The organism is Micromonospora sp. bgisy143, assembly GCF_057708145.1.
This window is the reverse complement of record NZ_JBYIRN010000001.1, coordinates 499,720-513,692: the sequence shown is the minus strand read 5'-3', so window position 1 is coordinate 513,692 and position 13,973 is coordinate 499,720. Positions and strand designations below refer to the sequence as shown.

The window sequence follows — 13,973 nt, the reverse complement described above, 5'->3', positions numbered from 1 at the left end:
GCTCCCACACCATTGTGCCCAGTGCAACCGGGATTCATGCAAGGTGACTCAGGAGGGCAGATTCCGCAGCACCACGTCGAGGACCCGGATCGCGTCCGGCTTCGAGAGCGGGTTGTTGCCGTTGCCGCACTTCGGTGACTGCACGCAGGACGGGCAGCCGGTCTCGCAGCCGCACTCCGCGATCGCGTCGCGGGTGGCCCGCAGCCACGCCGACGCCGTCCCGTAGGCGCGCTCCGCGAAGCCCGCGCCGCCCGGGTGCCCGTCGTAGACGAAGACCGTCGGCGCCTCGGTGTCCGGGTGCAGGGCGGTGGAGAGGCCACCGATGTCCCACCGGTCACAGGTCGCCATCAGCGGAAGCAGGCCGATCGCGGCATGCTCGGCGGCGTGCAGCGCACCCGGCACGTCGGCCGACTGCACCCCGGCGGACGTCAGCGACCGTTCGGACAGCGTGAACCACACCGCCACCGTGCGCAGCTCCCGGGCGGGCAGGTCCAGCGGCCGGGTGTCGATCACCTCGCCGGTGGCGATCCGCCGTCGCTGGTACGACACCACCTGGCTGGTGACGTCCACCTCGCCGAGGAACATCCCGACCGGCCCGGCGTCGACGTAGGAGCGCACCGACACCACGGACAGGTCCGTGACGTCCCGGGCGTGGGTGGACCAGTCCGGCTCCTCGACGTGCACCAGCGCGCAGCCGTCGGCGAGGTCCAACTCGTCGACCACGTACGAGACACCCTGGTGCAGGTAGACCGCGCCGGGGTGCAGCAGGAAGTGGGACGAGCCGCCGTCGACCGTGCCGAGCAGCCGACCGGTGGCCGACTCCACCACGCACACCGGCGCGCCGCCCTCGCCGCGCAGGTCCACCTCGGGACGCTCGCGGTGCCGCCAGTACCAGCCGGTGGGCCGCTGTCGCAGCGCCCCGGTCGCCACCAGCTCGTCCACGGCCTCCTTCGCCCCGTCGCCGAAGAGCGCCAGGTCGGCGGGGGTCAGCGGGGCTTCGGCGGCGGCGCAGGCCAACTGCGGGGCCAGCACATACGGGTTGGCCGGGTCGAGGACCGTCGCCTCCACCGGGGCACCGAAGATCGCCTCCGGGTGGTGCACCAGGTAGGTGTCCAGCGGGTCGTCCCGGGCCACCAGCACCGCGAGGGCCTCCTGACCGGAACGTCCGGCGCGGCCCGCCTGCTGCCATAGCGACGCCCGGGTGCCCGGGTAGCCGCAGATCAGCACCGCGTCCAGCCCGACCAGGTCCACGCCCAGCTCCAGCGCGTTGGTGGACGCCAGGCCGAGCAGGTCACCGTGCAGCAGCGCCCGTTCCAGCTCACGCCGCTCCTCGCGCAGGTAGCCGCCCCGGTAGGCGGCCACCCGGTCGCCGAGCCCGGGCACGGCGTCGTCGAGCGCCCGGCGCGCGTTGGCCGCCACCACCTCGGCGCCCTTGCGGGAGCGGACGAACGCGAGTGTGCGTACCCCCTCGGCGACCGTGTCGGCGAGCAGGTCCGCCGTCTCCCGCAGCGCCGACCGGCGGACCTGACGGAGGTCGTCGTGGTCACCTGTCGGCTGCGGAGGAACCGGGGAAGAGGAGCCCGAGTCGGGTGGCAGCAGCGGCGGTTCCCAGAGCGCGAAGGTCACCCCGCCGCGGGGCGAGGTGTCCTCGGTGACCGCGGTCACCGGCAGGCCGGTGAGGCGGGTGGCGGCGGTCGCCGGGTCGCCGGACGTGGCCGAGGCGAGGACGAACACCGGACTGGCGCCGAAGCGTGCGCACTGCCGGCGCAACCTGCGCAGCACGTGCGCCACGTGCGAGCCGAACACACCCCGGTAGGTGTGGCACTCGTCGATCACCACGTACGCCAGTCGGCGCAGGAAACCGGACCACTGGGCGTGGCCGGGCAGGATGCCGTGGTGCAGCATGTCCGGGTTCGTCAGCACGAAGCGGGAGTGCCGGCGGATCCACTCCCGTTCCGCGCGTGGCGTGTCCCCGTCGTAGCAGGCGGGGCGTACCCCCTCCAGCTCCAGGCCGGCGACGGCCCGGAGCTGGTCGGCGGCGAGGGCCTTGGTCGGTGCCAGGTAGAGCACGGTGGCCCGGGGGTCGGCGAGCAGCGTGGCAAGCGCCGGGAGTTGGTACGCCAGCGACTTGCCGGACGCGGTGCCGGTGGCGACGATCACGTGGCCGCCCTCGTACGCCAGGGTGGCCGCCTCGGCCTGGTGCTGCCAGGGCGCGACCACGCCGCGGCGGGCGAACGCCGCCGGTAGCTCCGGTGGCGCCCACGCCGGCCACGGTGCCGGCACCCCGACGCGGGCGGGCACCCGCTCGACGTGGGTGACCGGGTCGCCCGCGCCCCGGGCGCGCAGCCGGCGCAGCAGGTCGACCGGCGGGGAGGAAGTCACGTCCTGCACTCTCGCACTGGTGTTCGGAGATGAAAAGCCGGGCCCGGGGGTAAGGGAAAGCCGCCGCCGGTGACCGCAGGGTGTCCCGGCGGTAGTGGTTAGATGCCCAGGAGAGTTTACGGCTCTGGCGAGGAGGACCGATGGAGCTGTCGCTGGCGACGCGCACCGTGGGCGAGCACACGGTGCTCGAGGTCGGCGGTGAGGTGGACGTCTACACCGCGCCCCGGCTCCGCGAACGCCTCCTCGAGTTGATCGACGGTGGCGCCCGGCACGTGATCGTCGATCTCGGGCGGGTGGACTTCCTCGACTCCACCGGGCTGGGCGTGCTGGTGGGCGCGCACAAGCGGCTGCGGACGGCCGGCGGCTCGTTCGCCCTGGTCTGCGACAAGGAGCCGCTGCTCAAGATCTTCCGGATCACGGCGCTGGACCAGGTGTTCCCGCTGCACGCCACGGTCGAGGCGGCGGCCGGCGCGGGCCCGAGCGGCGCCAACGCGTGATGGCGACGGTCCGGCTCTCCTTCTCTCCGGCCCCGGTGCACGTGCGTACCGCCCGGCTGGTCGGCGTGGCCGTCGCCCGGCGGGCCGGTGTCCGCGAGGACCTGCTGGACGAGGTGCGCCTGGCCATCGGTGAGGCGTGCACCCGGGCGGTCGCCCTGCACCGCCAGTACGGCCTGGCCGACCCGGTGCTGGTGGAGATGTCCGACGGCGGCACGTACGCGGTGCGGGTGGTGGACCGCGCGCCGATCGAGGCCGGCATCGGACTGGCGGCGCTGCCGCCGGACGAGTTGGCGAACGAGTCGCTGACCGACGAGGCGCTCACCACCGGTGTCGGGTTCGCCCTGCTCGCGGGCTTCGTGGAGGACCTCCAGGTGCGACCGGTCGACGAGGGCATCGGCACCGAGGTGCGGATGGTGTGGCCGGTCGGCCGCTGACCCGTCAGGGCCGCCGAACCGAATAAGAGCAAGGCCGTGTCCCGCCGGGGATGCGGCCTTGTCGTCATGGATCGGGCCCTATATCAGATTTCGTTTCATAACACAGCGACGAAGATCATCGAGACACGGTGCCCCCTCCGTGTGACCTCGAACACTGTGGAGGGCTACAGTACCCGGGTTGTCAGCAAGTGATCCAACCCGCAGCCAGCGGGTATGGGTGGTCATCGCTGGTCCGCTGGGGTGGGTTGGCGCGCGCTTGCGAGTCCGCATCCAGGCGTCGACCGGTGCGTCTCCACCCGTCGACGCGAGTGTTCGGTAACAGGAGGACACAGATGTCCGAGACCTTGGCCGCCGATGGCGGCGGGCTTTCCCTTACCGGAAGCAATGTCACGTACGTCGTCATCGCCGCGGTCATCGCGCTGGTGGCGCTCGTCTTCGCCGCCGCTTTGACGAAGGCCGTGCTGGCAGCCGGCAAGGGCACCACCAACATGCAGGAGATCTCGGGGGCGGTCCAGGAGGGCGCCTCGGCCTACCTGCTCCGCCAGTTCCGCACCTTGGCGATCTTCGTCGTCGTCGCCGTGGTGCTGCTCTTCCTGCTGCCGGTGCACGACACCGACGGCAGCGAGATGGCCGTGAAGCTCGGCCGCTCGCTCTTCTTCGTGGTGGGCGCCGTGTTCAGCGCGTCCATCGGTGGTGCCGGCATGTGGCTGGCGACCCGCGCCAACCTGCGGGTGGCCGCCGCCGCCCGGGAGCGACAGGGTGGCCGCGAGGCGGCCATGAAGATCGCCTTCCGGACCGGTGGCGTGGTCGGCTTCCTCACCGTCGGTCTCGGCCTCTTCGGTGCCGCGCTCGTCGTCCTGGTCTACCGGGGTGACGCGCCGACGGTGCTGGAGGGCTTCGGCTTCGGCGCCGCCCTGCTGGCGATGTTCATGCGGGTCGGCGGCGGCATCTTCACCAAGGCCGCCGACGTCGGCGCCGACCTGGTCGGCAAGGTCGAGCAGGGCATCCCCGAGGACGACCCGCGCAACGCCGCCACCATCGCCGACAACGTGGGCGACAACGTCGGCGACTGCGCCGGCATGGCCGCCGACCTGTTCGAGTCGTACGCGGTGACGCTGGTGGCCGCGCTGATCCTCGGCCGGGCCGCGTTCGGCGAGGACGGTCTGGTCTTCCCGCTGATCATCTCCACGATCGGCGTGCTGGTCGCCATCGTCGGCGTCTTCATCACCCGGCTGCGCGCCTCCGACCGCAACGGCCTGACCGCGATCAACCGGGCCTTCTACATCTCCGCCGTGATCTCCGCGGTGCTGGTGGCGATCGCCGCGTACGCGTACCTGCCGGCGACCTTCGCCGAGCTGGAGGGTGGCCTCGGCGACGTCGACCGCAACCCGCGCCTGGTGGCCATCGGCGCGGTGGTGATCGGCATCGTGCTGGCCGCCGCCATCCAGGCGCTGACCGGCTACTTCACCGAGACCAACAAGCGGCCCGTGCAGGACATCGGCAAGAGCTCGCAGACCGGCGCCGCCACCGTCATCCTCGCCGGCATCAGCGTCGGCCTGGAGTCGGCGGTCTACTCGGCGCTACTGATCGGCGCCGGCGTCTTCGGCGCGTTCCTGCTCGGCGGCAGCTCCATCACGCTGTCGCTGTTCGCGGTGGCGCTGGCCGGCACCGGCCTGCTCACCACCGTCGGCGTCATCGTCGCCATGGACACCTTCGGGCCGATCTCCGACAACGCCCAGGGCGTGGCCGAGATGTCCGGCGACATCGACGAGCACGGCGCGCGGACGCTCACCGAGCTGGACGCGGTCGGCAACACCACCAAGGCGATCACCAAGGGCATCGCGATCGCCACGGCGGTCCTCGCCGCGACCGCGCTGTTCGGCTCGTACACGGACACCCTGCGCACCGCGTACGCGGACGCCGGGGTGGGCGACGTCGGGACCGAGATCCTGAACTCGCTGAACGTGGCCAACCCGCGCAACCTGGTCGGGTTGATCATCGGTGCGGCGGTCGTCTTCCTCTTCTCCGGGCTGGCCATCAACGCGGTGTCCCGCTCGGCCGGCGCGGTCGTCATGGAGGTACGCCGGCAGTTCCGTGAGCTGCCCGGCATCATGGACCGCACCCAGCGCCCGGAGTACGGCAAGGTCGTCGACATCTGCACCCGGGACGCGCAGCGCGAGCTGATGACCCCCGGCCTGCTCGCCATCCTGGCGCCGATCGCGGTCGGCTTCGGCCTCGGCCCGGGCGCGCTCGCCTCGTACCTGGCCGGCGCGATCGGGGCCGGCACCCTGATGGCGGTGTTCCTGGCCAACTCCGGTGGCGCGTGGGACAACGCCAAGAAGCTGGTCGAGGACGGCGCGTACGGCGGCAAGGGCTCCGAGTCGCACTCCGCGACGGTCATCGGCGACACCGTCGGCGACCCGTTCAAGGACACCGCCGGCCCGGCCATCAACCCGCTGATCAAGGTGATGAACCTGGTCTCGCTGCTGATCGCGCCCGCCGTGGTGGCGTACAGCGTCGGCGATGACCGCAACGTCGGCCTGCGGGTGGGCATCGCGCTGGTCGCCACGCTGATCATCGTGGCGTCGGTGGTCTTCAGCAAGCGCAAGGGCATCGCCATGGACGACTCCGACACCGGCGCGGGCAGCGCCGACCACCGTCCGGAGACCGTCAACGCCTGACACCGGCGGCACCGGGGTCCCCGTTCGACGCACCCGTCGGGCGGGGACCCCGGCCATCCGGACCGGTGCCACACCTGGCCAAAGGTCGTACGCTGCAACGCATGCGTACGTGCCGGGCGTCTGCCGCCGGAAAGCTCACGGTGGTCCTGGCCACGCTCGTCGTCCTCGCCGGCTGCGGTGGCGGGCCCAGCCCACGGGCCTGGGCGGCCTCGGTCTGCGGCGCGCTCACCCCGTGGCGCTCGGAGATCAGCAAGTTGACCAGCAGCACCGATCAGCAGATGACGGCGCAGACCACTCCGGCGCAGGCCAAGGAGAACCTGGTGCGGCTCTTCGGCGGCGCGGAACAGGCCAGCGAGACCGCGCGCCGCAAGGTCGAGCAGGCCGGCATCCCGGAGACCGACAACGGCGAGGCCATCTCCGCCGGTTTCCGGGGGTCGCTGGAGAAGATGCGGGACGCCTACGGCCGGGCCCGGGACACCATCGAGGGCCTGGGCACCGACGAACCGGCCGCCTTCTACGACGGCGTCCGGGCCGCCGTGGACACCCTGAACAAGGAGTACGACGCCAGCGCGCTGGACACCAGCCAGCTCAACTCCGAGGAGCTGAAACAAGCCTTCGACGAGGTGCCGGAGTGTCGCTGAATGGGCTCGGTGACACGCCGGCCGCGCAGTCGCTGCCGGCGCTGTTCCCCGTACCCGAGCCCGATCCGGCGCGCGCCGACCCGGTCACGTCGGGCCCGGCGACCTCGGGCCCCAGCCGGCGGCGCGGCGGTCCTGACCGGTCCGATTCGGCCCATCCCGGGCCACCCCGTACCGACGACGCGGGTCGGCAACTCGTCTTCTTCGGCGCGGACGCCGCGGAACCGGCGGTCGCCGATCTGGCCGGGCTGCTCGCCGGGCCCGGCGAGGTGGTCCGGATGGGCGGTACCGCCCGTCTCGCGGTGCGGGTGGACGCCGCCTGGCGGGTGCACGTGCTCGTCGCCGAACTGGCGCTGCGGGGGCTGGCTGCGAGCTGGGAGCCGACCGAGGACCAGCGACACGCCGTACGGACGTCGTACACCCGGTTGTTGAAGCCGCTCGCGGTCGCCTGGCTGGACGGCCCGGCGAAGCGTCCACCGGCGGCCTTCCACCTGACCGGCCGGCGGCTGCGGTTGTGGCTCGCCGCCGCCGGAAGCCCGGAGCCACCGGGCGGATTCCTGCTCGGCCTCGGCGCGGGTGACCAGCGGTCCTGGGACGCGATCGGCGCGGCCCTCGCCGCCGCCGGCCTGGCCGGCACGCTGCTCGACCCGGACGAGGGCGGCCCGGCGTACCGGATCACCGGCCGCCGCCGCCTGGCCCGCCTCGCCGAACTGGTCGGCGCCCCACCGCCAGCAACACCACCCGACGCCTGGCCCGAACCGCGCTGACGCCCGTCGATCATGGAGTTGTGGTGGTGGACGTACTTCTCCTTCGGGAGGTAAACGCCCACCACAACCCCATGATCGCCGCGAGCGGGGGCGGACAGGGGGTGGCGGGGGGTGGGGTGTCCGGTGTTGGACAGCGGGGCTTGGATCAGCTGGTTGGGGGTCCCTCATCGTCACAGTGACCCGCTTCGAGCCCTACCCACGGTGTACGGTGGCGCCGTCCGGCAGTGCCGAGCACGGCGGGCGGGAGTCGACCGCCGCGCCGCAGCGGATTGCCGCCCGCGAAACCCGAAACGCGGACGGCGCGTTACGTTGGACATCCGGACCGCCGGTGCCACGGCGGGGTCGAGAGCGGTCGCTGTCGTAACGCCGGCAGGCCACGAGCAGGAGTGAGGTCGGGGAGAAACGTGCCGAGCAACGCTGGAACCACCCGTCTGGTCATCGTCGAGTCACCGGCGAAGGCCAAGACGATCTCGGGCTACCTCGGCCCGGGGTACGTCGTGGAGGCCAGCTTCGGTCACGTCCGCGACCTGCCGCGCAACGCCGCCGACGTGCCGGCCAAGTACAAGGGCGAGTCCTGGGCCCGCCTCGGGGTGGACGTGGACAACGGATTCCACGCTCTCTACGTCGTGTCCGCCGACCGCAAGCAGCAGATCAGCAAGCTGGTGAAGCTGGCCAAGGAGGTCGACGAGATCTTCCTGGCGACGGATGAGGACCGCGAGGGCGAGGCCATCGCCTGGCACCTGGTCGAGACCCTCAAGCCCAAGGTGCCGGTCAAGCGGATGGTCTTCCACGAGATCACCAAGCCGGCGATCCAGGCCGCGGTGGCCAACCCCCGGGAGATCGACCGGGACCTGGTCGACGCCCAGGAGGCCCGGCGCATCCTCGACCGTCTCTACGGCTACGAGGTCTCCCCGGTGCTGTGGAAGAAGGTCATGCCGAAGCTCTCGGCGGGCCGGGTGCAGTCCGTGGCGACCCGGATCGTGGTCGAGCGGGAACGGCAGCGGATGGCCTTCCGCACCGCCGAGTACTGGGACATCCTGGCCACCCTCGCCGTGGCGAACGCCGGCGAGGGGCCGCGCACCTTCAACGCCACCCTGATCGCCCTCAACGGCGACCGGATCGCCACCGGTAAGGACTTCGAGCCCACCACTGGCAAGGTCCGGGCCGGCGCGGGCGTCGTGCACCTCGACGAGGGCGGTGCCCGGGGTCTCGCCGCCCGGCTCGACGGACGACCGTTCACGGTCACCCGGGTCGAGGAGAAGCCCTACCGCCGCCGCCCGTACGCGCCGTTCATCACGTCGACGCTCCAGCAGGAGGCGGCCCGCAAGCTGCGCCTGTCGTCGCAGCAGACGATGCGCACCGCGCAGCGCCTGTACGAGAACGGCTACATCACCTACATGCGTACCGACTCGGTGAACCTGTCGGAGACCGCCATCGCGGCGGCCCGCCGGCAGATCGTCGAGCTGTACGGCGAGCGCAGCGTGCCGCCGGAGCCCCGCCGCTACACCGGCAAGGTCAAGAACGCCCAGGAGGCGCACGAGGCGATCCGCCCGGCGGGGGACAACTTCCGTACCCCGGGCGAGGTGGCCAAGGAGCTGTCCGCCGAGGAGTTCAAGCTCTACGAGCTGATCTGGCGGCGCACCATCGCCTCGCAGATGACCGACGCCGTCGGCTCCAGCGTCTCGGTGCGCATCCGCGCGGTCTCCACCTCCCAGGAGGAGGCCGACTTCGGCGCTACCGGCAAGACCATCACCGACCCGGGCTTCCTGCGCGCGTACGTCGAGTCCAGCGACGACGAGAACGCCGAGGCCGAGGACGCCGAGCGCCGGCTGCCCACCCTGGTCAAGGACCAGCCGCTGACCGCCGACGAGCTGGCCGCGCAGGGTCACCACACCCAGCCGCCGTCGCGCTACACCGAGGCGTCGCTGGTCAAGGCCCTGGAGGAGTTGGGCATCGGCCGCCCGTCCACCTACGCGTCGATCATGCAGACGATCCAGGACCGGGGGTACGTCACCAAGCGCGGCCAGGCGATGATCCCCACGTTCCTGGCCTTCGCGGTGATCGGTCTGATGGAGCGGCACTACCCCCGCCTGATCGACTACGACTTCACCGCCAGCATGGAAAACGAGCTGGACGAGATCGCCGGCGGTGACCACGCCGCGGTCGACTTCCTCACCTCCTTCTACTTCGGCAGCACCAACGGCACCGGTGACCAGGCCATCGCGCACGCAGGTGGCCTGAAGAAGCTGGTCACCGAGAACCTGAGCGAGATCGACGCGCGCAGCGTCAACTCGATCCCGCTCTTCACCGACGATGAGGGCCGCGAGGTCGTCGTCCGAGTCGGTCGTTACGGGCCGTACCTCCAGCGGGCGGTCCCCGGCGAGCCGCCGGCCGCCCCGGCCGAGGGCGAGGAGGCCGCTCCCCAGGGCGACCGGGCGCCCATCCCCGAGGGACTGGCCCCGGACGAGCTGACCCCGGAGAAGGTGCACGAGCTGTTCCTCGGCGGCAGCGGTGAGCGCAAGCTCGGCGACGACCCGGCGACCGGCGAGCCCATCGTGCTCAAGTCCGGCCGTTTCGGCCCGTACGTCTCCAGCGGCGAGCGCAAGTCGTCGCTGCTGCGCTCGCAGACGCCGGAGTCGCTCTCGCTGGACGAGGCGCTGCGGCTGCTCAGCCTGCCCCGGCTGGTGGGCGTCGCGCCCGACGGCGTCGAGGTGTTCGCCAACAACGGCCGCTACGGGCCGTACGTGAAGCGGGGCGAGGAGTTCCGCTCACTCGAGTCCGAAGAGCAGATGTTCACGGTCACCCTGGACGAGGCGCTGGCCCTGCTGGCCGCCCCGAAGACCCGGGGCCGACGGGCTGCCGCGCCGCCCCTGCGGGAGATGGGCGTCGACCCACTGACCGAGAAGCCGCTGGTGATCAAGGACGGGCGGTTCGGTCCGTACGTCACCGACGGCGAGGTCAACGCGTCCCTGCGGCGCGGGCAGACCCCGGAGGCGCTGAGCATCGAGGAAGCGTCCGAGATGCTGGCCGACAAGCGGGCCAAGGGCCCGGCCCCGCGCAAGAAGGCGGCGGCGAAGAAGGCCCCGGCGAAGAAGGCCGCCCCGGCGAAGAAGGCGACGGCCACCAAGAAGACGGCTGCCGCCGCGAAGTCCACCGCCGCGAAGAAGACCACCACTGCCAAGGCGACGGCGGCCAGGAAGGCGGCCCCGGCGAAGAAGGCGGCTCCGAAGAAGGCCACCACCGGTCCTGCCGAGGAGTGACAGCTCGACGCCCCAAATGGGTTAAATGTCCAATTTGGTGGCGGCGGTCTGGCGTGGACTGCCTAACGTGAGGGGATGTTCGCAGTCCCTGTCCCGCGCCGCCGTGTTCTCGTCGGTGCTGCGGCGGGTGCGCTGCTGCTCGCCGTGGCCGCGATCGGCATCCGGACGATGGACGCGGACGACCCCTCGCCGGCCGCCGCCACCGCGTGGCGCTCGTCACCGCAGGCCGTCGCCCCGGGGTCGTCCGCCGGGCCGACCCGCAGTCCCGCCGACCGGCGGACCGTACGACTCGTCGCCGCGGGCGACGTTCTGATCCATCCAGCGGTGACCGACCAGGCGCGCCGGGACGCTGCCCGTGCCGGAAGCATGGACTTCGCCCCGATGTTCGCCGGGGTCGCCCCGGTGGTCCGCGACGCCGACCTGGCGCTGTGCCACCTCGAGACGCCACTGGCCGATCCCGCCGGCCCGTTCGCCGGCTATCCGTCGTTCAACGCGCCCCCACAGGTGCTCGAAGGGCTGCGCGCCACCGGGTTCGACGGCTGCTCAACCGCTTCCAACCACACCCTCGACCAGGGCGCCGACGGGGTGGCCCGGACAATCCGCGCACTCGACGCCGCCGGGCTGGGGCACACCGGCAGCGCCCGCAGCGCCGCCGAAGCGGCTCGGCCCCGGATCTATCAGGTCGGCGACGTTCGCGTCGCGCACCTGGCGTACAGCCTGAACTTCAACGGGCTGAGTCGTCCTCCGGGCAAGCCGTGGCTGGCCAACCTGATCGATCCCCCCAAGATCCTGGCCGCCGCCCACAGGGCGCGGGCCGCCGGCGCCGACATCGTCGTGCTCAGCCTGCACTGGGGTACGGAGTATGAGCACCTGCCGGACGCCGACCAGCGGGCCTGGGCCCAGCAGTTGATCTCCTCGCCCGACGTGGACCTCATCCTGGGCCATCACGCCCACGCGGTGCAGCCGTTCCAGCGCTTCGGCGACAAGTGGGTGGTCTTCGGCATGGGCAACGAGTTGGCCCGGCACGAGGAGCCGATCGACGACAACCGCGAGGGTGTGATGGCCCGGGCGACCTTCACCGAGACCCGCCCGGGGCACTGGACGGTGACCCGGATGGAGGCCCTGCCGACCTGGACCGACCTGACTCCGGCCCTTCGGCTGGTCGATCTGACCGCAGCGCTTGCCGACCCGGGCACCCCACCGGGTCGGCGGGACGACTACCGGGCGGCGTACCAGCGGGTGCTCGGCTACGTCCGGGCCCTCGGTGCCGGCGCGGACCAGGTGGTGGCGTCGGGCGGCTGAGCGCCACCGCCGCTACGGCGCCGGCCCGCGCAGGGGGTGCTCTGCACCACACCCGAGATCGCGCGCCTACCCGTTGAATCGGTACCGCCGTACCGTATTGTCATGCCGGTTGGTCGAACGAGGCGTGCGGGCGGGGAGAAGCGGGGTGCCGTTCTCACCGCCGTGATGGACGTGCTCGCATCGCGCGGATACGAGAACACGCGGTTCGCGGACGTGTCGGCGGCCGGCGGCGTCGCGATCAGCACCCTCCAGACCTACTTCGGGTCGCGGGAGGACATGATCATCGAGGCCATGCGGGTGTTCACCGACCGGGAGGTCGCCGCCCTGCAGGCGGTTTCGGTCGCCGAGGCCGACCCGTGGCGACGACTGGTCGCCCTGACCGACCGGAGCCTGCACAACTCGGCGAGCGAACGACGGATCCTGGTCGAGTTCTGGCGATCCGCGATGCGTGACGACGAACTCCGCGATCACAGCGCCGAGGTGCTGGCACGGTACCGGGCACCCTTCCTGGCCGCCGTGCGCGAGGGCGCCGAGCGGGGGGCGTTCACGCTGACCCACGACGCCGACGCGGTGACGGACTTCCTGCTCGCGGCTCTGGCCGGTCTGATCGTCTCGCGCGTCCAGCACCATGCCACGCCGTCACCCGCGAACTTCCGCGACGTCCTGCTCACCCAGCTCAGCCTGATGCTGGGTGTCCAGAACCCGGATTCCCGTACCCGAACGGATTGAGGACGATGACCACCGTTGAGATCACCCGCTTTCGTGTGGCCGCGGAGCGCGCCGATGCCCTGCTGGCCGCCCGGCCCGCGATGCTCGACGACTTCCAGGCCGACCGTGCCGGCTTCCTCGGCGCACGGCTGATCCGACTCGATGCCGGGGAGTGGCTGGACATCGTCTTCTGGGCCTCGCCCGAAGACTTCGCCGAGTCCCGGCGCAAGGGCGCGAACCAGCCCGGCATCCAGGCGTTCTTCTCCCTGATCGACGAGGTGATCAGCTCCGAGGAGGGCACCACGACCGATCCGGTGGGTGCGTGATGCGCGCCGCGTGGTACGACCGGCAGGGTCCGGCGCGCGACGTACTCCAGGTCGGCGAGCTGCCCGACCCCTCGCCGGGTGCGGGTGAGGTCCGGGTCCGCGTGTCGGTGTCCGGGATCCACGTCGGTGACCTGGGAAAACGGCAGGGCTGGTGGGGGTCCAGCATGGCGTTTCCCCGGGTCGTCCCACACGGCGACGGGGCCGGAGTGATCGACGCGGTCGGCCCGGGTGTCGACGTGTCCCGCATCGGTGAGCGGGTCTGGGTCTACCTCGCCCAGTCGTACCGGCCGTTCGGCACCGCCGCCGAGTACACGGTGGTGCCGGCCCGGCACGCCGTACCGCTGCCCGCCGAGGTGCCGTACGAGCAGGCCGCCGGGCTCGGCATCCCGGGCATCACCGCCCACCGGGCGATCTTCGCCGACGGTCCCGTGCGGGGGCAGCGGGTCCTCGTCACCGGGGCCCTCGGCGCGGTCGGACGGGCGGCGGTGGCGGTGGCCCGCCGGGGCGGCGCCACCGTGATCGCGACGGTCCGTACGCCGGAGCAGGTCAACGAGGCGTTGGAGGCGGGCGCGCACCACGCGGTCGACACCGCCGGTGGTGACATCGCCGCCCGGATCCTCGACCGCACCGCTGGGGAGCCGGTCGACCGGGTCGCCGAGTTGGCCTTCGACGCCAACCTGGCGACCAACCTGGAGATCCTGCGCATCGGTGGCGTCATCGCGACCTACGCGACCGGGGCCGCCGAGCCCACCATCCCGTACTGGCCGCTGGGCTTCCAGAACATCACGGTCCGGTTCCTCAGCAACGACGACTTCCCCGAGTCGGCGAACGAGGCCGCCGCGACCGACCTGACGGCGGCGCTGGTCGCCGGTGACCTGCGCTATCCGATCACCGCCCGGCTGCCGTTGGCGCAGATCGCCGAGGCGCACGAGTTGGTCGAGCGCGGTGCCCGGGGGCGGGTCGTCCTGGACGTCTGAC

11 protein-coding genes are annotated in these 13,973 nt (G+C 72.0%); 10 read left to right on the top strand and 1 reads right to left on the bottom strand.

From position 1 onward, the window contains the following. Positions 1–48: 48 nt before the first annotated feature. Positions 49–2,391, bottom strand: coding sequence for a DEAD/DEAH box helicase (locus AC3EN4_RS02440; RefSeq protein WP_435204309.1), 2,343 nt, complete (start codon positions 2,389–2,391; stop codon positions 49–51). 131 nt (positions 2,392–2,522) lie between these two features. On the opposite strand from AC3EN4_RS02440, the gene AC3EN4_RS02435 reads away from it, so the two are divergent. The 10 genes from AC3EN4_RS02435 to AC3EN4_RS02390 all read left to right on the top strand — a co-directional run bounded on the left by AC3EN4_RS02435 (position 2,523) and on the right by AC3EN4_RS02390 (position 13,972). Continuing rightward, positions 2,523–2,879, top strand: coding sequence for an STAS domain-containing protein (locus AC3EN4_RS02435; RefSeq protein WP_355049272.1), 357 nt, complete (start codon positions 2,523–2,525; stop codon positions 2,877–2,879). After that, positions 2,879–3,313, top strand: a complete 435-nt coding sequence (locus AC3EN4_RS02430) for an ATP-binding protein (RefSeq protein ID WP_234584146.1) — start codon at positions 2,879–2,881, stop codon at positions 3,311–3,313. The genes AC3EN4_RS02435 and AC3EN4_RS02430 overlap by 1 nt, the downstream gene beginning before the upstream one ends. A 332-nt stretch (positions 3,314–3,645) precedes the next feature. Then, positions 3,646–5,994 (top strand): sodium-translocating pyrophosphatase, encoded by a 2,349-nt coding sequence (locus tag AC3EN4_RS02425; protein ID WP_421474154.1) that lies wholly within the window; start codon positions 3,646–3,648, stop codon positions 5,992–5,994. A gap of 101 nt (positions 5,995–6,095) precedes the next feature. Further along, positions 6,096–6,635 (top strand): hypothetical protein, encoded by a 540-nt coding sequence (locus tag AC3EN4_RS02420; protein ID WP_435204308.1) that lies wholly within the window; start codon positions 6,096–6,098, stop codon positions 6,633–6,635. Further along, entirely contained in the window at positions 6,626–7,399 is a 774-nt protein-coding gene (locus AC3EN4_RS02415; protein WP_435204307.1) for a hypothetical protein, read from the top strand. Before AC3EN4_RS02420 ends, AC3EN4_RS02415 begins: the two co-directional genes overlap by 10 nt. Before the next feature lie 404 nt (positions 7,400–7,803). Beyond that, positions 7,804–10,659, top strand: coding sequence for a type I DNA topoisomerase (topA, locus tag AC3EN4_RS02410; RefSeq protein WP_435204306.1), 2,856 nt, complete (start codon positions 7,804–7,806; stop codon positions 10,657–10,659). Between the two features lie 75 nt (positions 10,660–10,734). Beyond that, positions 10,735–11,961, top strand: a complete 1,227-nt coding sequence (locus tag AC3EN4_RS02405; RefSeq protein WP_435204305.1) for a CapA family protein — start codon at positions 10,735–10,737, stop codon at positions 11,959–11,961. Between the two features lie 102 nt (positions 11,962–12,063). Continuing rightward, the gene (locus AC3EN4_RS02400; protein WP_435204304.1) at positions 12,064–12,690 is read left to right on the top strand and encodes a TetR/AcrR family transcriptional regulator; all 627 of its coding nucleotides are present in this window, start codon (positions 12,064–12,066) and stop codon (positions 12,688–12,690) included. A gap of 5 nt (positions 12,691–12,695) precedes the next feature. After that, the gene (locus tag AC3EN4_RS02395) at positions 12,696–12,995 is read left to right on the top strand and encodes an antibiotic biosynthesis monooxygenase family protein (RefSeq protein ID WP_435204303.1); all 300 of its coding nucleotides are present in this window, start codon (positions 12,696–12,698) and stop codon (positions 12,993–12,995) included. Next, positions 12,995–13,972, top strand: a complete 978-nt coding sequence (locus tag AC3EN4_RS02390; protein ID WP_435204302.1) for an NADPH:quinone reductase — start codon at positions 12,995–12,997, stop codon at positions 13,970–13,972. The genes AC3EN4_RS02395 and AC3EN4_RS02390 overlap by 1 nt, the downstream gene beginning before the upstream one ends. Position 13,973: the final 1 nt, after the last annotated feature.

Excerpts from the sequence above, each read along its gene's own strand:
- AC3EN4_RS02435 (WP_355049272.1), top strand. The coding sequence starts at position 2,523 with ATGGAGCTGTCGCTGGCGACGCGCACCGTGGGCGAGCACACGGTGCTC.
- AC3EN4_RS02430 (WP_234584146.1), top strand. The coding sequence starts at position 2,879 with ATGGCGACGGTCCGGCTCTCCTTCTCTCCGGCCCCGGTGCACGTGCGT.
- AC3EN4_RS02425 (WP_421474154.1), top strand. The coding sequence starts at position 3,646 with ATGTCCGAGACCTTGGCCGCCGATGGCGGCGGGCTTTCCCTTACCGGA.
- AC3EN4_RS02420 (WP_435204308.1), top strand. The coding sequence starts at position 6,096 with ATGCGTACGTGCCGGGCGTCTGCCGCCGGAAAGCTCACGGTGGTCCTG.
- AC3EN4_RS02405 (WP_435204305.1), top strand. The coding sequence starts at position 10,735 with ATGTTCGCAGTCCCTGTCCCGCGCCGCCGTGTTCTCGTCGGTGCTGCG.
- AC3EN4_RS02400 (WP_435204304.1), top strand. The coding sequence starts at position 12,064 with ATGCCGGTTGGTCGAACGAGGCGTGCGGGCGGGGAGAAGCGGGGTGCC.
- AC3EN4_RS02395 (WP_435204303.1), top strand. The coding sequence starts at position 12,696 with ATGACCACCGTTGAGATCACCCGCTTTCGTGTGGCCGCGGAGCGCGCC.
- AC3EN4_RS02390 (WP_435204302.1), top strand. The coding sequence starts at position 12,995 with ATGCGCGCCGCGTGGTACGACCGGCAGGGTCCGGCGCGCGACGTACTC.